Annotated in this window: 21 protein-coding genes and 1 tRNA gene; 14 read left to right on the top strand and 8 right to left on the bottom strand. The window is 72.3% G+C overall.

Features of this window, described 5'->3' with window-relative positions; all coding sequences use genetic code 11:
• Positions 1 to 40: 40 nt before the first annotated feature.
• From BTM25_RS03560 to BTM25_RS03545, 3 genes are all read right to left on the bottom strand, one after another.
• On the bottom strand, positions 41 to 1,456 hold the full coding sequence (locus BTM25_RS03560) for a glycosyltransferase family 87 protein (protein WP_103561308.1): 1,416 nt from the start codon (positions 1,454 to 1,456) through the stop codon (positions 41 to 43).
• Positions 1,457 to 1,519: 63 nt separating this feature from the next.
• Positions 1,520 to 4,081, bottom strand: a complete 2,562-nt coding sequence (locus BTM25_RS03555) for a transglycosylase domain-containing protein (protein WP_235828184.1) — start codon at positions 4,079 to 4,081, stop codon at positions 1,520 to 1,522.
• A gap of 368 nt (positions 4,082 to 4,449) precedes the next feature.
• On the bottom strand, positions 4,450 to 6,663 hold the full coding sequence (locus tag BTM25_RS03545) for a transglycosylase domain-containing protein (protein ID WP_103561305.1): 2,214 nt from the start codon (positions 6,661 to 6,663) through the stop codon (positions 4,450 to 4,452).
• A gap of 990 nt (positions 6,664 to 7,653) precedes the next feature.
• Here BTM25_RS03545 and BTM25_RS03540 point away from each other — a divergent pair.
• From BTM25_RS03540 to BTM25_RS03520, 5 genes are all read left to right on the top strand, one after another.
• On the top strand, positions 7,654 to 8,268 hold the full coding sequence (locus tag BTM25_RS03540; RefSeq protein ID WP_103561304.1) for a PadR family transcriptional regulator: 615 nt from the start codon (positions 7,654 to 7,656) through the stop codon (positions 8,266 to 8,268).
• Between the two features lie 73 nt (positions 8,269 to 8,341).
• A complete protein-coding gene (locus tag BTM25_RS03535) occupies positions 8,342 to 9,421 on the top strand; it encodes an inositol-3-phosphate synthase (RefSeq protein ID WP_103561303.1) in 1,080 nt (359 codons plus the stop codon).
• A 156-nt stretch (positions 9,422 to 9,577) separates the two neighbouring features.
• Positions 9,578 to 11,347, top strand: a complete 1,770-nt coding sequence (locus BTM25_RS03530) for an ABC transporter substrate-binding protein (protein ID WP_235828182.1) — start codon at positions 9,578 to 9,580, stop codon at positions 11,345 to 11,347.
• A 117-nt stretch (positions 11,348 to 11,464) separates the two neighbouring features.
• Complete coding sequence (locus BTM25_RS03525) at positions 11,465 to 12,763, top strand: PP2C family protein-serine/threonine phosphatase (RefSeq protein ID WP_205647950.1); 1,299 nt, start codon at positions 11,465 to 11,467, stop codon at positions 12,761 to 12,763.
• A gap of 95 nt (positions 12,764 to 12,858) precedes the next feature.
• Entirely contained in the window at positions 12,859 to 13,758 is a 900-nt protein-coding gene (locus tag BTM25_RS03520) for a DMT family transporter (RefSeq protein ID WP_103561301.1), read from the top strand.
• Positions 13,759 to 13,788: 30 nt separating this feature from the next.
• On the opposite strand, the gene BTM25_RS03515 is transcribed toward BTM25_RS03520, so the two are convergent.
• Positions 13,789 to 13,986 (bottom strand): hypothetical protein, encoded by a 198-nt coding sequence (locus tag BTM25_RS03515; protein WP_103561300.1) that lies wholly within the window; start codon positions 13,984 to 13,986, stop codon positions 13,789 to 13,791.
• Between the two features lie 209 nt (positions 13,987 to 14,195).
• Between BTM25_RS03515 and BTM25_RS30180 the strand changes: the two genes are divergently transcribed.
• From BTM25_RS30180 to BTM25_RS03490, 6 genes are all read left to right on the top strand, one after another.
• Entirely contained in the window at positions 14,196 to 14,315 is a 120-nt protein-coding gene (locus BTM25_RS30180) for a DLW-39 family protein (RefSeq protein WP_235828180.1), read from the top strand.
• A gap of 158 nt (positions 14,316 to 14,473) precedes the next feature.
• Positions 14,474 to 14,547, top strand: a tRNA-Ala gene (locus BTM25_RS03510).
• Between the two features lie 224 nt (positions 14,548 to 14,771).
• A complete protein-coding gene (locus BTM25_RS03505) occupies positions 14,772 to 15,413 on the top strand; it encodes a Crp/Fnr family transcriptional regulator (RefSeq protein ID WP_103561299.1) in 642 nt (213 codons plus the stop codon).
• A gap of 76 nt (positions 15,414 to 15,489) precedes the next feature.
• Positions 15,490 to 16,236, top strand: coding sequence for a hypothetical protein (locus BTM25_RS03500; protein ID WP_103561298.1), 747 nt, complete (start codon positions 15,490 to 15,492; stop codon positions 16,234 to 16,236).
• Between the two features lies 1 nt (position 16,237).
• Positions 16,238 to 18,379 carry a hypothetical protein gene (locus BTM25_RS03495; RefSeq protein ID WP_103561297.1) on the top strand — a complete coding sequence of 714 codons (2,142 nt, stop codon included), beginning with the start codon at positions 16,238 to 16,240 and terminating at the stop codon, positions 18,377 to 18,379.
• 468 nt (positions 18,380 to 18,847) lie between these two features.
• A complete protein-coding gene (locus BTM25_RS03490; RefSeq protein WP_103561296.1) occupies positions 18,848 to 20,317 on the top strand; it encodes a DEAD/DEAH box helicase in 1,470 nt (489 codons plus the stop codon).
• A 293-nt stretch (positions 20,318 to 20,610) separates the two neighbouring features.
• Here BTM25_RS03490 and BTM25_RS03485 read toward each other — a convergent pair whose 3' ends face one another.
• Positions 20,611 to 21,684: a cytochrome P450 gene (locus tag BTM25_RS03485; RefSeq protein WP_103561295.1), complete on the bottom strand. Its 1,074-nt coding sequence runs from the start codon at positions 21,682 to 21,684 to the stop codon at positions 20,611 to 20,613.
• Positions 21,674 to 23,080 (bottom strand): ABC1 kinase family protein, encoded by a 1,407-nt coding sequence (locus BTM25_RS03480; protein WP_103561294.1) that lies wholly within the window; start codon positions 23,078 to 23,080, stop codon positions 21,674 to 21,676. Before BTM25_RS03480 ends, BTM25_RS03485 begins: the two co-directional genes overlap by 11 nt.
• 53 nt (positions 23,081 to 23,133) lie before the next feature.
• Between BTM25_RS03480 and BTM25_RS03475 the strand changes: the two genes are divergently transcribed.
• The gene (locus tag BTM25_RS03475) at positions 23,134 to 23,721 is read left to right on the top strand and encodes a TetR/AcrR family transcriptional regulator (RefSeq protein WP_103561293.1); all 588 of its coding nucleotides are present in this window, start codon (positions 23,134 to 23,136) and stop codon (positions 23,719 to 23,721) included.
• Positions 23,722 to 23,737: 16 nt separating this feature from the next.
• On the opposite strand, the gene BTM25_RS03470 is transcribed toward BTM25_RS03475, so the two are convergent.
• On the bottom strand, positions 23,738 to 24,580 hold the full coding sequence (locus BTM25_RS03470; protein WP_103561292.1) for an acyltransferase: 843 nt from the start codon (positions 24,578 to 24,580) through the stop codon (positions 23,738 to 23,740).
• 88 nt (positions 24,581 to 24,668) lie between these two features.
• Positions 24,669 to 25,139: a hypothetical protein gene (locus tag BTM25_RS03465; protein WP_103561291.1), complete on the bottom strand. Its 471-nt coding sequence runs from the start codon at positions 25,137 to 25,139 to the stop codon at positions 24,669 to 24,671.
• Between the two features lie 154 nt (positions 25,140 to 25,293).
• Here BTM25_RS03465 and BTM25_RS03460 point away from each other — a divergent pair, with 154 nt between their 5' ends.
• A complete protein-coding gene (locus tag BTM25_RS03460; protein ID WP_103561290.1) occupies positions 25,294 to 25,824 on the top strand; it encodes a peptidylprolyl isomerase in 531 nt (176 codons plus the stop codon).
• Between the two features lie 41 nt (positions 25,825 to 25,865).
• The gene (locus BTM25_RS03455; protein WP_103561289.1) at positions 25,866 to 26,759 is read left to right on the top strand and encodes a rhomboid family intramembrane serine protease; all 894 of its coding nucleotides are present in this window, start codon (positions 25,866 to 25,868) and stop codon (positions 26,757 to 26,759) included.
• Positions 26,760 to 26,791: the final 32 nt, after the last annotated feature.

Here is a 26,791-nt window from a genome sequence, read left to right as displayed (position 1 = left end):
ACCCCGCGCGGCGGCCTGGCAACACGGTCAGGCAACACGGTCAGGCGAGCGCGGGCTCCGGGTCGCGGACGGCGCGGCGGGCGCGCAGCCGCGCCAGGCTGAACCGGTCGGCCGCGCCGTCGAGGACGCCGCCCGCCGGGTCGTCGGAGCCGTCCGCGCGCACCGCGTCCGACCCGGGCCGCAGGATCTCCCACACCACCAGCACCGCGAGCAGCGCGACCGTCGCGAACCGGGCGAACAGCGCGAGGTAGTACACGTCCTCCGAGATGCCGTCGGCGGGCGCGCTCAGATGGACGACGGACGACAGCGTCGCCGACAGGTCCGCGCCGTGGCGCTGCAACGTCACCGACAGCAGGTACCACCAGATGCCGAAGAAGTAGGCGATCTCGCCCGCCTGCCACAGCAGGAACGCGGGCAGCTTCGGCCGCGCCAGCACGACCAGCGGCAGCAGCCACAGCACGTACTGCGGCGACCAGACCTTGTTCGGCAGCATGAACGCCACCAGCACCAGCAGCAGCAGTTGCGGCAGGCGCGGACGGCGCGGCGCGCACAGCGCCAGCACCGCGATCCCCGCCGCGAGGACGAGGAACGTCCCGGTGCCGAGCAGGTTCAGCGTGTCGCGCTCGGCGGCCTGCGGGACGCCGTGGTCGCGCAGGTAGAAGAACACCGAGCCCCAGTCGATGCCGCGCTCCTGGCTGAACCGGTAGAACTCCAGCCAGCCGTCCCACGACAGGACCATGATCGGGACGTTCACGACGAGCCACGCGCCGGCCGTCCCGGCGAGCAGCCGTCCGAGCGCGCGGTACTGCCCGGCGCGCACGCACAGCAGCACGAGCGGACCGAGGAACAGCAGCGGGTAGAACTTCGCCGCGATCGCGAGCCCCAGCAGGACCCCGGCGAGCGCCGGACGCCGCGCCGACCACGCCCACAGCGCGACGGCCGCGAGCGCGACGGCCAGCAGGTCCCAGTTGATGTACGCGGTGAGCAGCAGCGCGGGGGACAGCGCGACCATCAGGCCCGTCCGCAGCGAACGCCGTCCGGCCGCGTACGCGGTCGCGAGGACGGCGACGATCGCGAGCACGGCCAGCAGCCCGACCGTGATCCGGTAGAACGCCATGCCCCGGGCGTCCGCGCCGAACGGATGCGCCAGCCACGCCGTGACCTGCATGAAGAAGCCGCTGAGCACCGGGTACTCGACGTAGTGGATGCTGTCGCCGGCGAACGAGTCCAGGTAGGGGACCTTGCCGTCGGACAGTCCGCGCGCGAAGTACAGCGGGTAGACGTCGGTGTAGCAGGCGTTCGTCGTCGTCTTGACGAAGTCGAACCCGGCCCGCGCGCACGGCTGCTTCTGCGCCCAGCCGAGCAGCGCCACCAGCGCCGTCACCCCGGTCAGGACGGGGACGAGCCGCGCGACGCGCCCGGGGACGTCGCTTTCCTGCTGTTTCGGCGTGGACATGGGGCCAAGACTAGAGGCGCCCCGGGGTGGACCGCGCGCCCCCGGCGGGGCGCGCGGCCCGGGTCAGCCCGTGCCGTTGTTGCGGCCCGGCGGCTTCGGCGTCCGGGTCGTGGGCGGGGACGACGACGGCGTGCAGCCCGGCGGCTGGCCGAAGAAGTCGCACGGCACGCCCGGCGTCGGGGTCTTGGTCGGCATCGTCGGGGTCACCGACGGCACCGGCTTGCACGGGTTGCCCTCGGCGTCCTGACCGTCCTCGCCGGGGCCGCAGGTCGGCGTCGCCTCGGGCTTCGGCGTGTTGGTCGGCGTCGGCCTCGGCTTCGGCGCCGCCCAGTTGGGGATGTCCCCGCCGTTGACGGCGGCGGGCAGTTCCTTGATGGGGGCGTTCTCCAGCGCCTTCGTCATGTACCGCTGGAAGGTCATGGCCGGGACGTCTCCACCGTAGATCTGGCTGTAGCCGCCGATCCCCTGGAGCGAGAGGCGCTTCCTGCCGTCCTTGGTCTGCCGCCACATCGCCACGGCCGTCGCGTACTGCGGGGTGTAGCCGACGAACCAGGCCGACTGGTTCTTGTCGGTCGTACCGGTCTTGCCCGCGACCGGACGCGACCCGAGGCTCGCCTTCCGTCCCGTACCGGACGTCACCACCGCGCGCATCGCCTTGGTCGCGTCACCGGCGACGCCCGGCGAGAAGATCTCCTTCTCCTTGTAGGGCAGGCGCTTGATGACGTTGCCCCGCGCGTCGGCGATCTTCTTGATGACGTGGACCTGGGTGTGCTTGCCGCTGTTGGCGAACGTCGAGTACACCGACGCCATGTCGACGGCGCTGACGTTCATCGGCCCGAGCGGCAGCGACGCGTTGTTCGCGCTCAGTTCCTTGGACGCCGGGACGCCCATCTTCCGCGCCATCTCGACGACGTTGTCCAGGCCCACCTTCTGCCCGAGGTCGACGTAGGCGGTGTTGATGGAGAGCTGCGTCATCTGGACCAGGTTGTAGACGCCGTTCTCCGACCGGGAGTCGTTGGTGGGGGTGTAGTCGCCGAACGTCCGCTTGTAGGCGCCGTTCACCGTCGTGTTCAGGCTGATGCCCTTGTCCAGCGCCGTCGCGAGCACGATCGGCTTGAAGGACGAACCGGGCTGCACCGCGCCCTGGAACGAGTCGTTGAACGACTGCTTGGTGTACCCCGGACCGCCGTACGCCGCGACGACGCCGCCGGTCTGCGGGTCCACCGACGCCAGCCCGAAGTGGATCAGCCCGTCGAGGCCGTTCTCCTTCTTCACCTGCTGGATGAGCGTCTGCGTGTAGTTCGTCAGGTTCTTGTCGAACGTCGAGGTGATGCGCAGGCCGCCGCGCTCCAGCACCTGGTCGCTGATGCCGAGTTCGCGCAGCTCGGCCAGGACGACCTGCTTCATGTACTCGGTCTGGCCGCCGTCCTTGACGTCCGTCCAGACCTTGTAGGTCTTCGGGAACCGCTGCTGCGCCCGCTCGGACTCGTTCAGCCAGCCCTTCTTGACCATGCCGTCCAGGACGTAGTTCCAGCGCTCGATCAGGGCCTTCTTGGCGGGCTGGTCGTCCGGGCCGTACGTCACGAAGTAGTACGGACGCTGGATCATCGCGGCGAGCATCGCGGCCTGGCTGATCGAGAGCTTGCGGACGTCCGTCCGGAAGTAGGCCCGCGCCGCCGCCTGGATCCCGTACGCCTCACGGCCGAACGCGACCGTGTTGAGGTACTGGTTGAGGATCCAGTCCTTCTCCTTCTCGTTGCCGAGACGCACCGAGATGAGGACTTCCTTCAGCTTGCGGCTGATGCTGCGCTGCTGGCTCAGGCCCTCGTAGTAGTTGCGGGCGAGCTGCTGCGTGATCGTCGAGCCGCCGCGCACGTCGCCGCCGGTCGCGGCGCTGAACAGCGCGCTCGCCACGCCCCTCGGGGAGACGCCGGGCTCGCTGTAGAAGTCGCGGTCCTCGGCGGCGAGCACCGCCTTGCTGACGTGCGGCGGGACGTTCTTCAGGTCGACGTCCTCGCGCCGCGTGCCGATGCGGGCCAGCGGAGTCTCGCCGTCGCTGTAGTAGATCACCGACTCCTGCGCGGTGGCGGCCTCCTGGGTCGCCTCCGGGATCGGCGTCTGCCAGTACGCGACGCCGACGAGCGAGGCCATCGCGAGGATCAGCACGCCGGCGATGGCCAGCGACTTCTTCCAGCCGGGGACGTAGCGGCGCCAGCCGGTCGGCTTGTCGGCGTCCTGCTCGTCCTTGCGGGCGCGGCGGCCCTTGCGCTCGTCGCCCCAGAAGTCGTCCGGCCCCTTTGGGCCGCCGGGGCCACCCGGCCCACCGCCGCGCGGACCACCGGGTCCGCCCGGACCGCCCGGCCCACCGGGACCACCTGGACCACCGGGGCCGCCCGGACCGCGTGGGCCGCCGCCGCCCGGCGGGACGCCGGGGGGGCCGCCGGGACGCGCCGGGCCGCCCGGAGCCGCCGGGGGGACGCCGGGGGTGGGGTTGCCCGTGCGGCGCTGCGGCGGACCGCCCATGCGCCGCCGTCCGCCACCGCCGCCGGACGGGGCGCCGCGCCGGCCGGTGCCGCGCCGTCCGCCACCACCGCCCGCCGCGCGGCCACCCGGACGCGGGGGCACCGGGGACTCGCCCGGCACGCCGCCCGGTGCCGGGGGGCGGCCGGGTCGTCCGGGGACGTTCGGCCCGCCCGCTGCGGGCGGGCGCGGACCCCGTCCACGGGGGTCTCCGTATTCGGGTCCGAACTGGCTTCCGTTACTCACGCGACCTCATCACCTGGGGTACGGCTGCGTCGTCCGAGGGTACTGCGCCGTTCGCGGCAAGGGGTCCAGACCTGTGTGACCTGGTGATATCGCCCGCTCCCGGACGATCTGGACCACACGTTCCGTGCCGAAGCCGCCGTCCCGCCCAGGCCCGGCGAAACGGCCGCCAGCGCGTGGGACCGTTCCGAAAACGTCGTCGCCGACCCGTCCCGAAGGCGGGCACGGCGTCAGCGTGTTCGGCGCTGGGCATCGAGCGGGACCTCGTGCACGAACTGCTGGACGTACGGCCACCCGGGGCGCTGCCGTCCGCCGCCGCCCCGGCGGCACGCCTTCTCGCCCGGATGCATCGCGCACCACCACTGCGGCGGCGGGCTGGACGGCGGCTTGTTCGGGTCGCAGTTCTGCGCGAACGGGGAGTCGCACGCCGGCTTCTTGGAGTTGTCGCCCTTGCAGCGCGGGTCGATGCCGCCGAGCGGGCCCTTGCACCACTTGGGCTTGTCGGCGTGTTTCGGCGGCTTGTAGACCTGCGCCCACTTCTGCTGCGTGCCGATGTTGGCGGCGGGCGGGAACTGGTCCACGGGCGTCCCGGCCGTGGCCTGCGCCATGTAGGCGTGCCAGATCCGCGCCGGGACGCTGCCGCCCTCGACCACCGCGCCGTTGACGATCAGCGGCTTGCGCTTGTCGTTGTACATCGTCACGGCCGTGGAGATCTTCGGCACGTAGCCGACGAACCACGTGGCGATGTTGTTGTCCGTCGTTCCGGTCTTGCCCGCGACGGGACGGTCCGGCAGCGCCGCCGCGACGCCCGTCCCGCCCGGCTTGACGACGCCCTGGAGCGCGGCGGTGACGTCCGCCGTGACCCCCGCGGAGAAGGCGTTCTCGGTGGTCTTCCAGGTCAGCCGCCGGACGCGCTGGCCGTCGCGGTTCCGCAGGTCCCGGACGACGTGCGGCTGGTGGTACGTCCCGCCGCTGGCGAACGTCGCGTACCCGGCGGCCTGCTCGATCGGCCGCAGGTCGTTGATGCCGAGCGTCAGGCCGACCTGCCCCTTGCGCGCGTACGGCTCGACCATCGACGGGTCCACGCCCGCCTTCTCCGCCGCCCTCGCGACGTTCCGGATGCCCGTCTTGCCCGCGAGCTGGAAGAACGCGCTGTTCGTGGACTGCTTCATCGCCTGGAGCAGGTCGATGCCGCCCTTGGCGGGATGGCTGTTCGGGATCGGGCCGTAGCCGCGTCCGCGCGGGACGACGTTGCCGTTGCCGTCGAAGTAGAGCCCGGACCGTCCCTCCACCAGGCTCTTGAGGCTGTAGCCCTTCTCCAGCGCGGCGGCGAGCGTGTACGGCTTCATCGCGGACCCGGCCTGCGCGCTGCCGTACCAGACGTTGTCGTACTGGTCGTCCAGGTAGTCGGTGCCGCCGTAGATCGCCTCGACCTCGCCGTTGCGCGTGTTGACCGAGACCAGGCCGAGCTGGACGTGCTTCTTCGCCAGCTTCTTCGGGTCCACGCCGGGGACGGTCGTCTCGACGGCCCGCTTCGCCGCCGCCATCTTGCGCTTGTCGAACGTCGTGTAGACCTTGAGGCCCTGGTCCACGACGGTCTTCTGGTCGATCCCCTGCCGCTGCAGCTCCAGCAGCGCCCGGTTGATCATGTAGCCGCGCTGGCCGCCGAACACCTCGGGGCCGCCCATCGGCTTCGTCGTCGGCAGCTTCTTGCTGTACTTGTCGTAGTCGGCCTGCGTCAGCGTGTGCGACTTGCGCATTCCGTCCAGGACATAGAGGTAGCGCGCCCGCGTCAGGTCACGGGCCTTCGGGTCGTCGCTGCGCGGGTCCAGGCGGCCGGGACGGTTGATGACGGCGGCGATCAGCGCGCCCTCGTCCGGGGTCAGCTCCCCGACGTCCTTGCCGAAGAACGCCTTGGACGCCGCCTGGATGCCGTAGGCGTTGCGACCGAAGTAGATGGTGTTCAGGTACAGCTCAAGGATGCGGTCCTTGCTGCCGAGCTTGTCCTCCAGCTTCAGCGAGATGAACATCTCCTTGAACTTGCGGCTCATCGTCCGCTGGTCGCTCAGGTAGTAGTTCTTCGCGAGCTGCTGGGTGATGGTCGAGCCGCCCTGCGTCTCGCCGCCGGTGAGGTTGTTCCAGACCGCGCGGGTGAGGCCCTTGGCCGAGAAGCCGCTGTCGGTGCGGAAGCTGCGGTTCTCGGCCGCGATGACGGCGTCCTGGACGTACCGGGGCACCTGCCCGATCTTGATCAGCTCGCGGTTCTTGCCGAGCCGTCCGATCTCGGTCTTGCCGTCGGCGTAGTAGAAGATCGCGGACGTCTTCGTGGCGTCCGCGTTCCCCGTGTCCGGCACGGGCGTCTTGGCGTACGCGACGCCGACCAGCGTCCCCATCCCGGCCAGGCCGAGCCCGACCGTCCCGGCGACGACCTTCCACGACGGCACGAACCGCCGCCACCCGGTCTCCCGCGACCGCAGGAACGCCAGCCGCGACCGCTTCCCCGGCCCACCCGGCCCACCGGGTCCGCCTGGACCACGACCGCCAGGCCCGCCAGGACCACCGGGACCACCGGGTCCGCCAGGGCCGCCGAACCCGCCGGGACCACCCGGACCGCCGGAAGGCGGGACGCCGGGAGCGCCGAAGGCCGCTGGACGTCCCGGCCCACCGGTGCCGCCGAACGACGGGCCGGCGGGGCCGGCGGGGCCGCCCGCGCCGCCGGACGGCGGACCAGCGGGGCCGGCTCCCGCGTCGCGCGGACCGCCCGGGACGCCAGGGCCGCCGCGCGGGCCGCCTGCGGCATTGCGCGGCGCGCTGGGGGCGGGGAAGGCCGGGGTTGCGGCAGGGGTAGGGGACGGTGGCGGCCCGGACGGGCCGCCGGGGGAGCCCGCGGACGGTCCCGGGGCGACGCCGGGACGGGCCTGGTCCTCGGTCCGGCCGGGGCGGGGCTGCTGGTTCTCTCCGCCCGGCCGCGGCGACCCGGACTCCGGGCGGGGCTGGCCTGGATGACTCACGCGACCTCGATCAGCAGGGGACGACGGGCTCCGTTCGTCCGGAAGGGTACTGCGCGGGCCAGTGGGCGAGAGACGCAAGTCGCGCAGGTGAACCGCGGGTGTCCGGCCGTGCACGGGGTGCTGCGGACTGCGGGTCCGGCGAGCGGGCGGCGGATCGGCGTCGGTCCGCCTCCGGCCTCCCGGTACGACACACGAGAGGTTGGTCACCCAGCCTGGCACACTCTCCGGACAAACACCGCATAATACCGCGTTTCCCCCGACTGACCTGCGGCAACGTGGCAAGGAACGCCCCGCGTGACGTCCGCCACCGACGGAGCGACTTGCCAGGATCCGCGCCGCTACGTATCTTTCAGATGTATCGACTCGATACATTGAGTGGATACATCACGACGAGACATCGGCATCTGCGGAAGCGAGAGCGGCATGGCGGGCAAGAAGGGCGCGGGAGTACTCGAACTCGCCGTGCTCGGCCTGCTCAACGGAGCCCCGATGCACGGGTACGAGCTGCGCAAGCGGCTCAACGCCCTGCTCGGCATGTTCCGCGCCTTCTCCTACGGGTCGCTGTATCCGTGCCTCAAGCAGCTCCTCGCCAGGGGGCTGATCGTGGAGGACCGGCCCGAGGAGCGCGAGAGCGCGGCGCTCCCGCTGCAGAGCCGCCGGTCGAAGATCGTCTACACGCTCACCGCCGAGGGCAAGGAGCACCTTCAGGAGCTCCTGACCGAGGCGGGACCCGCCTCCTGGGAGGACGAGGGGTTCGGCGTCCGATTCGCCTTCTTCTCGCACACCCGGGCCGACGTCCGGCTCCGGATCCTGGAGGGACGGCGCAGCCGTTTGGAGGAGCGGCTGGAGAGCGTGCGCGCCGCGCTGGCGCGGACCCGCGAGCGGGTCGACAGCTACACCCTCGAGCTGCAGAACCACGGGCTCGAATCCGTCGAACGCGAGGTCCGGTGGCTCAACGAGCTGATCGGTCGCGAGCGGGCGGAACAGGAACAAGCAAAGACCACGAATCAGGACATGCCTCGGGACACGGGCCGCTGAAGCAGCGGCCCGACCCCCTCGGGGGCGGGTGAAGAAACACCACATGTTCCCCAAGAAGAGAAGGAGCAACCGGATGGGTTCGGTGCGCGTAGCCATCGTGGGTGTGGGCAACTGCGCCTCTTCGCTCGTCCAGGGTGTCGAGTTCTACAAGGACGCGAGCCCCGAGACCAGGGTGCCCGGCCTCATGCACGTGCAGTTCGGCGACTACCACGTGGGCGACGTCGAGTTCGTGGCGGCCTTCGACGTGGACGCCAAGAAGGTCGGGATGGACCTCTCCGAGGCGATCCACGCGAGCGAGAACAACACGATCAAGTTCGCCGACGTTCCGCCGTCCGGTGTCATCGTGCAGCGCGGCCACACGTTCGACGGCCTCGGCGAGTACTACCTCGAGACGATCGAGGAGTCGGACGCCACGCCGGTCGACGTCGTGCAGGCCCTGAAGGACGCCCGGGTGGACGTGCTGGTGTCCTACCTGCCCGTCGGGTCGGAGGAGGCGGACCGCTTCTACGCGCAGTGCGCCATCGACGCGCAGGTCGCGTTCGTCAACGCGCTGCCGGTGTTCATCGCGTCCGACCCGGAGTGGGCGCAGAAGTTCACCGACGCGGGCGTGCCGATCGTGGGCGACGACATCAAGTCGCAGGTCGGCGCGACGATCACGCACCGCGTGATGGCCAAGCTCTTCGAGGACCGCGGGGTCGAGCTGCTGCGCACGTACCAGCTCAACTTCGGCGGCAACATGGACTTCATGAACATGCTGGAGCGCAAGCGCCTGCAGTCCAAGAAGATCTCCAAGACGCAGTCGGTGACGTCCCAGATCCCGCACGAGATGGCGAAGGCCGACGTCCACATCGGCCCGTCGGACCACGTGCCGTGGCTGGACGACCGCAAGTGGGCGTACGTCCGCCTGGAGGGCAAGTCCTTCGGCGACACGCCGCTGAACCTGGAGTACAAGCTGGAGGTCTGGGACTCCCCGAACTCCGCCGGCGTCATCATCGACGCGGTGCGCGCCGCGAAGATCGCCAAGGACCGCGGGGTCGGCGGCCCGATCCTGTCGGCCAGCTCGTACTTCATGAAGTCCCCGCCGGAGCAGTACAACGACGACCAGGCCCGCGAGGCCGTCGAGGCGTTCATCCGCGGTGACGTGGAACGCTGATCCGCTTTCCGGCCAGGTGACGGCCCCGGTGTCCTCGGACACCGGGGCCTTCCCTTTTACCCCAAGGAAAATGGGGATGTAGCAGCCGTTATTACACTCTGGCCTTACTGTGGCACTGCGGGTGATGATGGACCGTACCGCAGTGAGGGGCGTTCGATGGCGCGTGACATGCGCGGCGCGGCGGCGGCTTTGGCCTGCCTCGCGCTCGGACTGGCGGGCTGCACGGCCGACGGGCCGGCCGGCGCGGACCCGGGACCGCCGCGCGACGGCGGGACGCTCCGGGTGATCGGGTCGTCCGACGTGGAGCACCTGGACACGGCGAGCGTGGCGAGCGTCGGCGGGTTCGGGCTGACGCGGCTGTTCTCCCGGACGCTGCTCGGGATCCGCGCGTCCAACGAGATCGGGGCGACGATGCCGGTGCGCGCCGACGTCGCCGCGAAGGTGCCGGCGCGCGGCCACGGGATCTCGGCGGACGGGCTGACGTACACGCTGCGGCTGCGGCCCGGCGTCCGGTGGGACACCGCGCCGCCGCGCGAGGTGACCGCCGGGGACTTCGAGCGCGGATTCAAACGGCTGTGCAACCCGGCGTCGCCGTCGTCGTCGCAGGCGTACTTCCTGCCGACGCTGCGCGGGATGGCCGAGTACTGCCGCGCGTTCGGCCGCGTGTCCGGACGCGACCCCGCCGCGATCGCCGCGTTCCAGCGCACGCACGCGATCCCGGGGGTGCACGCCGTCGACGACCGGACGATCGTGTTCCGCCTGATCCGTCCCGCGAGCGACTTCCTCAACCTGCTGACGCTCCAGGCGTCGGCCGCCGCGCCCGCCGAGTACGACCGGTTCCTCCCGGACGGTCCCGACTTCCGGCGGCACACGATCTCCGACGGCCCGTACCGCGTCGCCGACTACCGCGCCGGGCAGTCGATCACGCTCGGCCGCAACCCGGCGTGGAGCGCGGCGACCGATCCGCTGCGGGAGCGGCACGTCGCGACGATCCGGATCACGTTCGGGCAGGACTCGCCGGACGTCGTCCAGCAGCAGATCGAGGCGGGCGCGGCGGACCTCGCGTGGGACCAGCCCGTCCCGACGTCCGTGCTGCCCCGGGTGCGCGCCGATCCCCGGTTCGCGATCCAGCGCACGCCGAGCAACAGCCCGTACGTCGTGTTCAACACGCGCAGCCCGAACAACGGCGGGGCGCTCGCGCGGGTGGACGTGCGGCGCGCCCTGTCCTACGCGGTGGACCGGTCGGCGCTGGTGAAGCTGGTCGGCGGGCCGTCGGTGGCGCGTCCGCTGCACGGGGTGATCCCGCCGGGCAGTTCGGGGTTCGCGCCGTCGGACCCGTACCCGACGCCGGGCGACGCGGGGAACCCCGCCGAGTGCCGCCGCAGGCTCGCCGCCGCCGGGCGTCCGCACCTGACGCTCGTCTTCCCGTACCGGACGAACAGCGTCCACCGGCAGATCGCGGAGTCGCTGGCCGCGAACCTGCGCGCGTGCGGCGTCGAGACGAAGCTGCGCGCCGACAGCGGCGGCGACTTCTACCGGTCGACGATCTCCGACCCCGCGCAGGCCCGCGAGGGGCACTGGGACATCGCCGCGCCCGGCTGGACGCCCGACTGGTACGGCAACAACGGCCGCTCGGTGCTGCAACCGCTGCTGGACGGACGCCTGTACGGGCCGAACTCCACCAACTACGGCGGTTACGACTCGCCCGACGTGGACCGCCTCATCGACCGCGCGCTGACGGCGTCGTCCCCGGAGAGCGCGGCGCGGCTGTGGCGGCTCGCGGACCGGCGCGTGATGGCGGACGCGCCGATCATCCCGCTGCTCGACCGGTCCACGACGGTGTTCCACGCGTCCCGCGTCCGCAACGCCCAGTTCCTCCCGACGGCGTCGTCCTACGACTACTCCCGCCTGTGGCTCGCCGGCTGAAGGAGACATGACCGAACGTAGACGACATCGAGGACGTCACCGGCCGTGACGCGAGGCGGCGCCACGAGACGATCATGACGTCCGTTGTTGGCATATGCCCGCGTAAGGAAGGCGCCCGTGACCGAGTCGACCGACGACGACCATCCGAGCAGCTCGGGTGACGCGGACCTGGAGCAGATCCGCACCGCCGTGGCACACCTGACCGACCACCACAGCCAGTTGAGCGAACTGCTCGACGCCGTCATCACGCTCACCGCGAACCTGGACGTGAAAGACGTCCTGCGCACCCTCGTGGAGACCGGGCGGCGGCTCGTCCACGCCCGCTACGGAGCGCTGGGCCTGCACGACGAGCACGGAGACGTCACCGGGCTGCTGACGTCGGGGCCGGGCATGGACCACTTCATCGAGGACGGCGACCAGCTGCCGCGCGGCGGCGGGCTGATCGGCGAGCTGGTCCACACCGCCCGGCCGGTGCGGTCGGACGACATTCCCCACGATCCCCGCTCGGCCGGCTTCCCGCCCGGCCATCCGGTGATGACGACGCTGCTGGGCGTGCCGATCCGCGTCCGCGGACAGGTGTACGGCAACCTCTACCTGACCGACAAGGACGAGGGTCCGTTCTCCGACGACGACGAGAACGTCCTGACCGCGCTGGCGAGCGCGGCGGCCGTCACGATCGAGAACGCCCATCTCTACCGGCGGCTGCACAGCGCCACCGAGGACTTCCAGCGCCAGCTGCTCCCCGAGCTGCCGCGCCTCGACCTGTACGAGCTGGACGCGCGCTACGAACCGTCGTCGCAGGCCCCGCGCATCGGCGGCGACTGGTACGACGTCGTCCGGCTGCCCGACGACGCGCTGTGCGTCATGGTCGGGGACGTGATGGGCCACGACGTCCACGCCGCGTCGGTCATGAGCCGGATCAGCAACATGCTCCGGCTGATCGCGTTCACCCGGCGGGAACCGCCCAGCATGATCCTGCAGTATCTCGACGGCGCGCTGCACGACCTGCACGACGGGCCGATGGCGACCGTCCTGCTCGCGCGGCTGGAGCCGGACGAGAACGGGGGCCGGCGGCTGTGCTGGTCCAGCGCGGGCCATGTGCCGCCGCTGCTCGCCGTCCCCGGGCAGGGCGCCCGCTACCTGGACGGCGACGCGGACCCGCCGCTCGGCGTCGACCCCGAGATGCCCCGCACCGACCACACCCACGACCTGCCGCCCGGCGCGACCGTCGTGCTGCACACCGACGGGCTCATCGAGCGGCGCGGTCACTGCCTGCACGAGGGGATGGACGACACCGCCGCCGTCACCGCCGCCCACGCGTCCCGCGACCTGCGCGTCCTGTGCGACGCGCTGATGGGACCCCTCGCGGGCTCCTTCGAGGACGACGTCGCGCTCCTCGCCGCCCGTCTCCGCTGACCGCCCCGGGGGAATGTTCCCGAGTGCTCCGCAATTGCGTTCAAGACAGGCGCGGGACGTGAAGGAGAGCGTCGGGGGCACGGAAGGAGGGCGCGGTGAGCCGGCGTGGGTGGGCGTTGTTCGCGGTCATGTGCGTGGTGTGGGGCATCCCGTATCTGCTGATCAAGGTGGCGGTGGACGAGGTGTCCGTGCCCGTCGTCGTGTTCGCGCGGACGGCGGTCGGGGCCGCGCTGCTGCTGCCCGTCGCGCTGCGCGGCGGCGGATTCGGGATCGTCGCGCGCCACTGGCGGCCCGTACTGCTGTTCGCCGCGCTGGAGATCCTCGGGCCGTGGGCGCTGCTGTCGGACGCCGAGCGCACCCTGTCCAGCTCGCTGACCGGGCTGCTCATCGCGGCCGTCCCGATCGTCGGCGTCCTCGCCGCGCGGACGGCCGGGGACGCCGAACGGCTCGGGCCCGTCCGGTGGGCCGGGCTGCTGCTCGGGCTCGGCGGCGTCGCGTTCCTCGCCGGGCCGCACCTCGGCGGCGGGGACGTCGTGGCGGTCGGCGAGGTGCTGCTCGTCGTCCTCGGCTACGCGACCGCGCCGCTGATCATGGTCCGGCGGCTCGGGGACGTGCCGAGCCTCCCGCTGACCGCGTCCTGCCTCGGCGTCGCCGCGCTCGTCTACGCCGCGCCCGCCGCGCTGACCCGTCCCGCCGCGGTGCCGGGCGGGCGGGTGCTGCTCTCCCTCGCCGCGCTCGGGTCCGTCTGCACGGCCGTCGCATTCCTCGTGTTCTTCGCGCTGATCCGCGAGGTCGGCGCGGCGCGGGCCACCGTGTTCACCTACGTCAACCCGGCCGTCGCGGTCACCGCCGGGGTGCTGCTGCTGGACGAGCCGCTCACCGTCCCGATCGTCGTCGCGTTCGCACTGATCCTCTGCGGGTCCGTCCTCGCGACCGTCCGGACGCGCCCCCCGGCGCCCGTCACCGAGACGACGAGCGAACTGACCCCCGGCTGACGTGGCCGGGAGTGGACGCGTCGTCGCCGGTCAGAGGCCGCAGCGCCACAGCACGCCGATCACCCCGGCGAGGACCAGGCCCGCGACGCCCGCCGCCGTCCCGCCGAGCAGGATCAGCCCCGTGCAGCCGACGACGGTCAACGCCCCGGCCAGCAGCGCCTCCCCGCGCCCGTCCTCGGGGGGCTCGGCCGGGGTCAACTCCCGTTCCCACAGGTGGAAGTCGTCCACGCTCGGATTATCCGTCGAACCCCCCGATCCGCGAAGGTGTCCCCACCGCCACAGCCCTGTCCGGATTGGACGTTGGGTCCGATAGGCCGCGCGAGTGCGGAGCCGCGGCCTTCGGTTGCTAGGCTGCGAAGAACCTGGGGCTGACTCGCGAGCGATCCGACCGCGATCCCCGGGCCAAGCTTCATAGTCGAAGTGAAGGGGTCCCAACCGTGAAGAAGCTGCTTGTTCTCGCTGTGGTCGCTCTCGGCGGCTTCGCCATCTGGCGCCGGCTCCAGCAGGACCGCGCCGAGCTGGACCTGTGGACCGAGGCGACCTCCTCCGACAACTGACGCTCGGCGACGACGCTTTCGAGGAGGACCCCGGCGTGACCGGGTGCGGCACCGCCCCGCGCCCGCCCCGATCCCGCCGGGTCCACTGCCGTCCCGGCCGCCCGCCGGCGCACGGCCGTTTCAGGGTGCCCGCCGATCCGGTACCCTGACCACGATTCGGGGCCGTAGCTCAGCTGGCTAGAGCGCCTGCCTTGCACGCAGGAGGCCCGGGGTTCGACTCCCCGCGGCTCCACGAGTCGGGATCCCCTACTCGGTGCGGCTTCGCCGCACCTTCGCAGGGGACCGCCATGCCCTTCGGGGGGACGACCCCCCGAACCCCCCGATGTGGGGGCTCCGCCCCCACGCCCCCTCCTGGGGTTGCTGCTTCTGATCCCCTTGGGCTTTCTGTCCTGATCGGGACAGGCTTCCAGGGCTGATTTCGTGGGTGTGTCCGGCTTTGTCGGTAGAGAGTCTTGTATGGCTTTCGACGCTTCTACGTGGTGGCGGCTGGCCCGGGACGGCGGTGAGCGGCGGTTCGCCGCCCGGGACGTCCTGATGAGCCAGGGCGGTCCGCCGGACGTCGTGCACTTTCTCGTCAGCGGGCGCGTCAAGGTCACGCGGCACACGTTCGACGGCGACGTCATCCTGCTCTCCGTCCGCGGCCCCGGCTCGATCATCGGTGAGCTTTCGGTGCTCGACGGCGGACGGCGGTCGGCGACCGTCACGGCCCTCGACGCATGCCTGACCAGGACGATCGTCGCCGAGCGGTTCCGGGCACGCGTCCGTGAGCTGGATCTGCGCGACGAGCTGCTGAAAGGCGCCATCGCGCTCGTCCGGGAGAACGAGGCGTGGAACGCCGAGCTGGTCGGGTTGGCCGCCGGGCCGCGCGTCGTGCGGACGTTGCTCCGGCTCGCCACTCCCGGTCCCGATGGGGCTCTTGAGGTCGTTCTTGATCAGACGGAACTCGGGCAGGCCGCTCGGCTCGTGCGGACCGGGGTCGCCGCCGAGCTGGCCCGGCTGCGTCGTGCCGGGGTCATCGCCACTGGGCGTCGTCGCATCGTGCTCACCGACCCTGTCCGGTTGCGGGCGCTGGCCGGGTCGGGCCACGGCAATGTCTGATTTCCGACAATGCGCCGGGTCGGTGCTGTGCAGGCTTTGAGGCGTTCGTCCGCCGAGCCCGCAAGGGGAATCGTTCGTGGAATCGTTGCGCGCGTTGCTCGTGGTCGATGCCGAGAAGTTCAGTCGGCATCCCGGGTCTGAGCTGCCCGGTCTGCACCTGGCGATCGTGGACGCGGTGGATCGCGCCTGCGCCGGAAGCGGGCTGAAGGAGATCTGGGAGCGGGTCCGCTTCCGCCAGTCCACCGGCGACGGGCTGCTCTCCGCGCTTCCCGTCGAGGCGTTACCGCGACTCGTCCACCCGTTCCCGCACCGGCTCCAGGAGGCCCTCGCCGCCGCGGCGCCGGGGCTGCGGGCGCGCGGGGTGCGGCTGCGGCTCCGCGTCGCGCTGCACTTCGGGTTCGTGGACGACGAGCGCACCGACGCGCCCGGCATCTCGACCGCAACGACCGACGTCAACCGGCTGCTCGACAGCGGACCCTTGCGCGACGCGCTCGAATCCAGCGATCCGGATGTGACGTTCGCGGCCGTCCTGCTGTCGGACGAGGCGTTCCGGACGTTCGTCCTCGACGGCAAGACCGATCTCAAGCCCAGTCAGTTCACCGAGGTGCGGGTCGTGGTGAAGACGTTCGATCGTCCCGCGCACCTGTACGTCCCGACGCCCTCGCGGCGTGCCGCCGGGCCGTCCGACGCCGAGCCCGAACCCGAGCCCGCTCCCTCGCCTCCCCGGCCGTCGCTCGGGAACGTGCAGGTCAGCGGGGACGGCTCGCAGAACATCGTCGGCAGCGTCCTGAACGGCGACGCCCACCTGCACGGGCGCGCCTGACATGGACGGGCCCGAGTTCGGCGACGTCCACGTCGAGGGCGACGACGCCCAGAACCTCGTCGGCAACATCATCGGCGGGGACGTGATCGGCAGCCTCAAGCAGTACGTCAACCGCGAGCCGTCGATGGTGCTGTCGTCGGCGTGGATCGACGACGCGGTGGCGTCCTACGTCCCGGCCGCGAACCACGACCTGGTCGTCGGGGCGCTGGAGCGCGGCGGGGCGGTGGCGCTCGGCGGGCCGGAGGGGTGCGGGCGGACGGTCACCGGGCTCGCCGCCGTCCGCCAGCTCGCGCCCGGCCTGCCGATCCGCCGGTTCGCGACCGATCGCGAGGACGTCGAGGGCATCGCCGGCGACCGGCCGTGCGGCTACCTGCTGCGCGCGGCCGACGAGGATCCCGAGCGGGTGCACCGCTGCGTGGAGCTCGTCCGGGACGCGAAGGGCTTCCTGCTGCTGGTCGGCGAGCCGGCCGAGCTGGAGCCGTTCGCCGGCGACCACCTCGGCGTCGTGGCGCTCGCGCCGCCGTCCGCGCTGGCGGTGTACCAGCGGCGGCTGATGCGGCGGGGGCTCGGTTCGTCGGGGCTGCCGGGGTGGTCGACCGCCGCGCTGCTGCTGGGCGGCGCGACGCCCGCCGAGGGACGGCGGCTCGCGGAGATCGCCGAGGGAGTCCACCGGCGCGGCGGCGGGGCGGACGAGATCGAGCAGGCGTACCGGAACTGGACCGACCGGCTGGACCGCTGGTTCCGCGAGCACGAGGAGCCGCAGGACCGGGCGCTGCTCATCGCGGCGGCGGCGATCACGCCCGCCGACGAGGTCAGCGTCTACACGGCGGCGCGGTCGCTGGCCCGGCACCTGGACGTGCGGGTGAACGGGGCGGGGCTGGCGTGGCGTCCCGTCCGGGGGCTGTCCGCGCTGCTCGGCGCGGAGAAACGCGACCGGGTGCTGGAGTTCGGCGCGTACGGGTTCGCGGAGGCGGTCGTCCCGTTCGTCCTGGACGAGTACCCGCTGACGCACGTCGACCTGTTCTCCTGGCTGGCCGAGCTGCCCACGAGCGACATCACGCTGCCCCGGACGCTGCGCCGCAAGCTCGCCGAACTCCTCGCCGACCTCGCCGCCGAGCACGGCCGGGACGAGGCGATCACCGACACGGCCGCGCGCTGGGCCGGGCACGGCGAGGCGGAACTGGCGTTCGTCCTGCTGTCCCGGACGTGCCTGCACCCGCACGTCGGCGGCCGGGTCCGCCGCGCCCTCTACGACTGGTCCCGGACGCCGTCGCTGTCACCGCAGCTCAAGGAGACCGTCGCGCGGACGTGCGCGGTGCTCGGCGAGGCGCTGCCGTCGGTGGCGCTGACGCGGCTGAAGCACCTCGCGACGTTCGGGGACGCGACGATCCGGCGCATCGCGGTCGAGGTCGCGGCGGACCTGGCCGAGCGGGAGCCCGCGCTCGTCCTGCACGCGGCGCTGGACTGGTGCGGCGGAGACGGCCGGCGGCGCGCGGCGGGCGTGGACCTGTTCCTCGCCCTCGCGCGCCGCACGGACGGCTACGGCGCCCCCGCGCTGATCACGAGCGACCACACCGACCTGTCCCGGGTGGCCGTGGCCTGGGGGATCGCGCTGGAGCAGCCGGCCCCGGCGTTCTTCGCGGCGGTGGCGGTGTGGCTGGACGCGGCGGTGCGGTGGCCGCAGCTCGGCGCCGCCGTCGTCGGGACGCTGCTGGCCGCGGCCACGTCGGGGCGGCAGGGCGACACGCTGTTCCTCGCCCTCGCCGAGCGCGTCGGCCCGCGCGGGGCGCCGATCGTGCTGGAGCACGCCGATCCCCGGCTGCTGGCGGACCTGTGGGCGGTGGCGCTCGCGCGGTGGACCGAGGAAAACGGAACGGCGTTCCCTTTCGTGGCGGGCGTCTGGTTCGGCGCGGCGGCGCGCCTGCCGGAGCTGCGGCCCGTGCTCGTGGACATCCTCGCCGGGGCGACCCGGGACCGGCTCGCGGCCGGGAACGCGCTCGTGGGGCTGGTCACATCCTGGGCGGGCACGGACCGGGGCCGCCGCGACGTCCGCGAGGAATTCCTGCTGCGCCTGCTCGAACCGCCGTGGCGCCGGATCGTCCTGCGGGTGTGGATCCGCGTCCGCTCGGTAGTGGAACAGTGACCGTCAGGGCTGGTCGCGGCCTGCCAGAACACGCTTCGCCAGGCGGTAGCCGGACATCAAAAGCATGAGAATCACCACAATCAGCGCCGTACTGATGGCCATGTCGACCACGGACCTCTCCTTCCGTCGGCGAGCCGGGCCGGAGGGAGGGCCCCAGAGCGGCCGAACCGGGGTACGACGGCCGGACGGAACGTACCCGTCGTTTCACCGTGCGGAACCGAAGCGTCCGTCAAGGACGGGTCGACGGATCGCCACGACAAACCGGTCTTGGAGGGATGAAACGACTGGCACGGAAGAGAGAAGAAGACTTTCCACCGGGACGGGGCATAACCAGGCCGTGCGCCGACGTTAGACTGGACGAATCACTCTTACGACGCTGAACGCGTCCGGCTCGTCCTTGCAGCCCCCGGCCGACACCTGGTCCCGGTGGCCTTTCGAGAGACGTGCCCCCCTCTCGGAAGGTACTGCGTGACCAACGTTTCTGCTGCACTCGACCTCGCCGCGTCCACCGACGCCCCGGTCCCCTCCTTCGCCGAGCTGGGCCTGCCGGCCGAACTCATCGCCGCGCTCGCCCGCCAGGGCATCGAGGCGCCGTTCCCGATCCAGGCCGCCGCGATCCCCGACGTCCTCGACCAGCGCGACGTCCTCGGCCGCGGCAAGACCGGCTCCGGCAAGACCCTCGCCTTCGGGCTCCCGCTCCTCGCCCGCCTCGCCGGGCGCCGCGCCGCCGCCAAGCGCCCGCTCGGGCTCGTGCTCGTCCCGACCCGCGAGCTGGCCCAGCAGGTCCAGACGAACCTGGAGCCGCTCGGCCGCTCGCTCGGGCTGCACTTCAAGACCGTCATCGGCCAGACGTCGATGTTCAAGCAGATCGACGCGCTGCGCCGCGGCGTCGAGATCCTCGTCGCCACGCCCGGCCGCCTCAAGGACCTGATGCGCCAGGGCGCCTGCGACCTGTCCGACGTCGAGATCGTCGTGCTGGACGAGGCCGACCACATGGCCGACATGGGCTTCCTGCCCGACGTCACCGACATCCTCGACCAGGCCAAGCCCGGCGGGCAGCGGCTGCTGTTCTCCGCCACGCTGGACCGCGACGTGGACGTCCTCGTCAAGCGCTACCTGAAGGACCCGGTCACGCACGCGATCGGCCCGGTGGACGAGTCCGTCGACACGATGGACCACCACCTCCTCCTCGTCGCGCCCAAGGAGAAGGGCACGATCACCGCGGAGATCGCCAACCGCGAGGGCCGGACGATCCTGTTCGCCCGCACCAAGCACGGCGTGGACCGGCTCGCCAAGCAGCTCACCGACGTCGGCGTCCGCGCGGCGGGCCTGCACGGCGGCAAGAGCCAGGGCCTGCGCACCCGCACGCTCCACGAGTTCCGCGAGGGCTCGATCAACGTGCTGGTCGCCACCGACGTCGCCGCGCGCGGCATCCACGTGGACGACGTGTCGCTCGTCATGCACGTCGACCCGCCCGCCGACCACAAGGACTACATGCACCGCGCGGGCCGCACGGCGCGCGCCGGCGAGAAGGGCACGGTCGTCACGCTCGTCCTGCCGCACCAGGTGCGCTCCACCTCGGCGATGACGCGCCGCGCCGGGATCGAGGCGCCGCGCACGCGGGTGGCGTCCGGCGGCGACGAGCGGCTGGTCGTGCTGACCGGGGCGCGCGTCCCGTCCGGCGTGCCGATCCCCGAGCCGCTGATCCCCGAGCGTCCGCGCCGGGGCGAGGGCGGCGGCGGCCGTGGCCGTCCGGGCGGCGGCGGCCGTGGCCGCCGCTACGGCAGCGGCGGCAGCGGTGGCGGCGCGCGGCGCGGCGAGTTCCGCGACGGCGGCGGCCACGAGCGGCGCGACCGTCCGTTCGAGCGCGGCGAGCGCCAGGGCTCCGGCCACGCCGGCCGCCGCGGCGGCGAACGCCGCCCCGCCCGCTCCAGCTGATCCAACACAGTGAGCCCCCGTCCCGGGTTCGGGACGGGGGCTCACTGCGTTCTCAGAGCCAGACGCGCAACCCGCCCACCCCGCGGAAGGTGGACGAGACGCGCCACGCCGCCGCCCCTCCCCGGGACGAAGGCCGCCCCGTGGAAAGTCAACGACGTGCGTCACGCTGTCTCCCCGCCCGGGACGGAAGCTGCGCGGCGTTCTCAGAGCTGACCGCGCAACTCGTCCAGCTCGTGAGGGATCGACGACGCGCGCCCCCGTCCCAGGGCCTGGGACGGGGGCGCGTGGCGTGTTCAGAGGCGGACGCGTAGTTCGTCCAGTCCGTGGAAGGTGGACGAGGCGCGCCAGGTGGCGGCGCCGTCTCGTGTCAGGTTCGGGAACCGGGCGAACAGTCGGGACAGCGTTTCGGCGGCCTCCATGCGGGCGAGTGCGGCGCCGAGGCAGAAGTGCGCGCCCGCGCCGAACGCCAGATGGGGGAGCGGGGCGCGGGTCAGGTCGAGGCGGGACGCGTCCGGGACGTGGCGGGGGTCGCGGTTCGCCTCGCCGATCATCACGAACACCTGGCTGCCTGCGGGGATGGCGGCGCCGCCGACCGTTTGATCGGACAGTGCGACGCGGCCGGCGAGTTTCACCGGGCTCTGGTGGCGGAGCAGTTCCTCGACGGCGCGCGGCGGGTCGTCCAGCAGCGCGGCACGCCGGCCGGGGTCGTCCAGGACGGCCAGCGTGCCCGTCCCGATGAGGTTCGCGGTCGTCTCGTGCCCGGCGGCCAGCAGCAGGACGCAGGTCGCGAGGACCTCCTCCGGCTCGATGCCGTCCACGGCGAGCAGCGCGCTGACGAAGTCGTCGCCGGGCCGAGTGGTCCGCTCGGCGATCAGTGGGGTGAGGAACAGCATGATCTCCGTGGACGCCGCCGCCGCGCGCGCGACGCCGTCCTCGGTGACGTCGAGTTCCAGCAGGCCGGCGAGCGCGGGGGTCTCGTCCCGGAACAGTTCCGCGCCGGCCACGCCGACGTCGAGCAGTTCGGCGACCACCGCGAGCGGCACCAGGTAGGCCAGGTCGGCGACGATGTCGGCGCCGTCCTCCAGGCCGTCCAGCGCGGCGTCCACGATCGCGGTGACGCGGGGGCGCAGCCGCTCGATCGCGCGCGGCGTGAACGCGGGGCTCAGCATCCGGCGCAGCCGCGTGTGGTCGGGCGGGTCGAGGAACAGCAGGACGTTCGGGGGCAGGTCGGCGAACTGCGGCGGCGTCCGGGGGCTGCGGCGCGGGTCGCTGCTCCACCCGGTGCCGCGCAGGACGGCCGACGCCTCCTCGTAGCCGGAGATCAGGAACGCGCCGGCCGTCTCGTCCCAACGGACCTCACCGGACATGGCCGGCCGCCGTCCGGAACGCGAGGTCCTGTTCGCCGTAGGGGGTGGCGGGTGGTCCCGCTTCGTCCCATTCGCGGCGGATCGCCTCCCACGGGCCGGTGGCGTTCAGCTCGCCGAGGATCGCCGTCACGCCGAGGTCGATGCGCGACAGGAACAGGAAGTGCGGGGGCGGCGTCATCTTGCGGACCACGTCGCGGTGCTCGCCGTCGACGGAGTACTCGGCCGCCACGAGCCGCGCCGCGTACTCGCGCGTGAAGGTGAACGGCTGCGGCGCGACGGTCGCGCGCAGCGACTCCCGCATGTAGGCGAGCAGTTCGGCGGGTTCGGGGACCTCGGCGCCGTTCAGGAAGCCGTTCGCGCGGAACGTCGCGGTCAGCGCGTCGGCGTCGCCCGCGACCGTCGCGCGCACGGACTCGACGATCGTGTTCATCTGGGCGGCGGTGAAGCGCCGGACGCAGCCGAAGTCGAGGAACGTGACCGTCCCGTCGCGGTGGAACAGGTAGTTGCCGGGGTGCGGGTCGCCGTTGAACAGCCGCAGCGTCCGCAGCCCGCCGAGCGAGAAACGGAACACGGTTTCGCCCCAGAGGTCCTTGAGCCGCTGGTCCTCTTTCAGCGCGTCCGCGAACCGCAGGCCCTCGGCGAGTTCGGTCGTGAGGACGCGCCGCGTGCTCAGCTCCGGCACGACCTCCGGGATCCGGACGAACGGGTGCCCCCGGTAGAAGTCGGCGAACTCGCGCTGGTGGGCGGCCTCCGTCCGGTAGTCGATCTCCTCGCCGATGCGCTCGGCGACCTCCCGCGCCATCCCCCGCACGTCGAGCTGGACGGGCCGGGGCATCATCCCGCGCGCCAGCCGGAAGAACGTCGCCAGCAGCTCGGTGTTGGCGAGGTCCGCGCGGATCGCCTCCTCCACACCCGGATACTGCACCTTGACGGCGACGCGCCGGCCGTCGCGCAGCCGCGCCGCGTGCACCTGCCCGATGGACGCGGCGGCGAGCGGCTCCGGCGCGAACTCGGCGAACAGCTCGCCGGGCGGGGCGCCCAGCTCGGTCTCGATCGTCCGGGCGGCCAGCTCGGGCGGCATCGGCGGGGCGTCGTCCTGGAGCCGCGCCAGCGCCGCCTGGTAGACGGACTGGTACTCCTCGCCGACCATCGCGCCGAAGCTGACGAACGACAGCAGTTGCCCGGCCTTCATCAGCACGCCCTTGGACCGTCCGAGCCGCTCGGCGTACCGCTCGGCGGCACGCGCGTGCGCGGCGGCCCGCCCCTCGGCGCGGTCTTTCGCGCGCAGCCGGAGCGACGCGACGACGGTCTCCCCCGCCGTCCGTCCCGCGAGCCCGACGAGCGGCGCCGTGCGCGCCACCCGTCCGCCCCGGACCGGACGTTCCTCCTCGTCCATCACTGACTCCCCGTCAGTAGACACTGAGTTGGCCTCAGTGTTTACTTAGGTCCATGACGACGTCAAGCCCCACCCGGGACCGCATCATCGACGCGGCGATGGAACTGTTCGGCGCGCACGGCTTCCGCGGGACGAGCGTCGCCAAGATCGAGGCCGCCGCCGGCCTCACCCCCGGCGCGGGCGGCCTCTACCACCATTTCCGCAGCAAGGAGGACCTGCTCCGCGCGGGCATCGACCGCCACCTGGCCCGCCTGCACGCGCTCCGCGACATCCGCGCGACCTTCACCGGCGTCGGCGACCTGCGCACCGAACTGACCCTGACGGCCCGCTACGTCCTCGCCGAACTGGACGAAGAGCGCGAACTCCTCCAGATCCTCGCCGCCGAGGCCCGCTCCCGCCCCGACCTGGTCCGCGACGCGGTGAACCAGCTCCTCGGCACGTCCCAGACCGGCTTCGCCGCCCAGTTGGCCGATCTGGCCGGCCTGTCCCCCGACCGCGCCGACGCCGTCGCGGTGGTAGCCCTGGGAGCCCTCTTCTCCGCCCGCATGCCCCGCGACCTCTTCAACGCCACCCCCGCCCTGGACGACGAGACCTTCATCCGGACCTGGGTGGAAATGCTCAGCGCCCTCGTGGCGTCCTGACGGCCGGGACGGCGGGTCAGCCGGCCTCTTCGTGGAGATCGCCGGGAGTGACGTCGGCGGCCATGCGGGCGCGATCCTCCTCGCGGAGGCGGTCGGAGAGGATCTGGAGGCCGGCCATGCCGTCCATCGCCAGCAGCGGCAGGTCCTGAACCGGGACCAGCGGGGACGACGTCGGACGCAGCGGCGGCTGCCAGCCCGTCTCGGGGTCGTGGCTGCGCAGGATCTTGGCGGGGACGCCGCCGACGACCGCGTGGTCGGGGAACTCGCCGCGCACGACCGCGCCGCCCGCCACCGCCACGTTCCGGCCGAGGCGCGTGCCCGGCAGGATGATCGCTCCGGTGCCGATCCAGCAGCCGTCGCCGATGACGACCGGGTTGTTCTCGGGCCACTGCCGTCCGATGGGCATGGACAGGTCGCCGTAGGTGTGGTTCTGGTCGGTGATGTAGACGTTCGGGCCCGTGAAGACGTCGTTCCCGATCTCGATCGACTGGTGCCCGACGATGTGCGTGCCGCGGCCGAGCGAGCAGCTCTGCCCGATGCGGACGATCACGTCCGGGCCGAGGTCCAGGCCGGGCACGAACCCGGCCGAGATCGTCACATGGGTGCCGACCAGCGTGTGGTCGCCGATCGAGATCCACGGCTCGCCGTAGATCGTCCCGACCGGGAACCCGATCGCCGCGCCCTCGCCGAGGTAGGCGAACCGGCGCCGCCCGGGGGTGTGCGGGGTGATCTCGCCGTGCCGCTGGATCCACTCCCAGCCCTGGTGCACGGCGGTGTGCAGGCCCTGCCGGGCACGGCGCCGCAGCCGGGCGGCGAGCCCGGCGCCGAGGGGTTCCGCCCGGCCGCGATTCGCTGACATGCGTTCACGGTACCGGTTGGTAGAAAGCGCGGGAATCCACCCGGACGGTCAAGAGCCCGGCCCCCGCCGGCCGGGCTCCCGCCACCGCTCACGACGACGCTCGGGCGCCGTCCGCGCTGCTCGGCGACCCCGCGACGGGTTCCGGTTCGGTCGTGGACTCGTCGAACATCGCCGTCTGCGCCCGCCGCGTCCGGACCGCGCCGACGACGCCGGCGAAGGCCGCGACCGCGAGGCCGACGAACATCACCCGGCGGACGCGTCCGCGCTTGGGATCGGCGGGTTCGACGCGCTTGGCCGTGTCGGCCAGCACCGCGCTGACCTTGGGGCCGAGATCGCTGTCGACGTACTTCGAGGCGCGCTCCAGGCGGGGAGCGCTCCACGCGCGGGCGGCCAGCAGCCGGTCGGCCGTGACCTCCCGCGTCTGGCGTGCGGCCGGGCCGATCCGCTCGGCCGCCGCCGACGCGCCGCGCTGCGCGACGTCCACCCCCTGCACGACCGCGCCCTGGGCGCGATCGAAGGCGGCACGGACGTCCTGTTTGCGGCCACGACGGTTACTCAATCTGAGGGACACGCTAACCTCCCTGTTTGCGAGGTCCTGTCCTGCAGCCTTCCCCGCGGGCGAGGGGTAAACCCCATTCGGGTGATCTTGTGATGACGTGGGGTGATCATGGGCCCATCGCGTTCCGCACACCAACGACGAGGAGGCAGCCCACGTGGCTGAGGAAATCTTTGCGACGCTGAACACGACCGCCGGAAAGATCGTCGTCCAGCTCTACCCGCAGCAGGCGCCGGAGACGGTCGCGAACTTCGTCGGGCTCGCCGAGGGCGGCCGGCCGTGGACGCACCCCGCCACCGGCCAGAAGACCGAGGAGTCGCTCTACGCCGGGACGATCTTCCACCGGGTCATCCCGAACTTCATGATTCAGGGCGGCGACCCGCTCGGCACCGGCACCGGCGGCCCGGGCTACCAGTTCAAGGACGAGTTCGACCCGTCCCTGAAGTTCGACCGCCCGTACCTGCTCGCGATGGCCAACGCCGGGCCGGGCACCAACGGGTCGCAGTTCTTCATCACGACCAACGTCCAGAACACCGCGCACCTCACCGGCCGCCACACGATCTTCGGCAAGGTCGTCGAGGGCACCAACGTCGTGGACGCGATCTCCGGCGTCGAGACGGGCCGGGGCGACCGCCCGGTGCAGGACGTGGCCATCGAATCGGTGACGATCGAGCGCCGCCAGTCGTAATACAGGGTGAGACCCGACCCCGGCCCCGAGAGAGCCGCCCCATGACCTCAGATTCCCCGTCCGCCCCGGAGACGTCGGTGCCGTCGTGCTACCGCCATCCGGGACGGGAGACGTACGTCCGCTGCACCCGCTGCGACCGCTTCATCTGCCCGGACTGCATGCGCGAGGCGGCCGTCGGCCACCAGTGCGTCGAGTGCGTGAACGAGGGGGCCAAGAGCGTCCGGCGCCCGTCCGGCGCGCCGCGCGGCGGGGGCGACTGGCGGCCGACCGTGACGTTCGCGCTGATCGGCCTGTGCGTCGTCGCCTTCCTCGGCGAGATCGCGTCGTCGCGGTTCGTCTACGAGCTGCTGATGACCGGCGTCGCCGTCATGCCGGACGGTTCGGTCGGCGGCGTCGCCGAGGGCCAGTGGTACCGGCTCGTCACGTCGATGTTCCTGCACGAGCGGCCCAACGGCGACGCGCTCGCGATCACCCACATCCTGTTCAACATGTGGGCGCTGTGGGTCGTCGGGCCGCCGCTGGAGCGGATGCTCGGACGCGTCCGGTTCCTCGCGCTGTACCTGCTGGCGGGGATCGGCGGTTCGGTGCTGCTGTACGTCCTGGATCCGGGCGGGGCGGCGGTGGGGGCGTCCGGCGCGATCTTCGGGCTGTTCGCCGCGTTCTTCGTGCTGGGCCTCAAGCTGGGCATCCCGGTGCAGCCGATCGTGCTGGTGCTGGTGCTCAACCTGGTGATCACGTTCGCGCCGGGGACGAACATCTCGTGGCAGGGCCACATCGGCGGGCTGGCGGTCGGGGGGCTGCTCGCCGCCGCGTACGCGTACACGCCGCCGCGGTTGCAGCGCATGGTGAACGTGGCCGCTCCGGCGGTCGTGGCGCTCGCGCTGCTGCTCACGGTGGTGGTGAAGACCGCCGCGATCCCGGGGTCGGTCCTGTAGGTCACAGAACGGACGCCGCCCGCCCACAAGGG

The sequence above is a fragment of the Actinomadura rubteroloni genome, assembly GCF_002911665.1.
Lineage (GTDB): Bacteria > Actinomycetota > Actinomycetes > Streptosporangiales > Streptosporangiaceae > Spirillospora > Spirillospora rubteroloni.
Note: the sequence above shows the minus strand (reverse complement) of the source record. Positions and strands in the feature narration are given on the sequence as shown.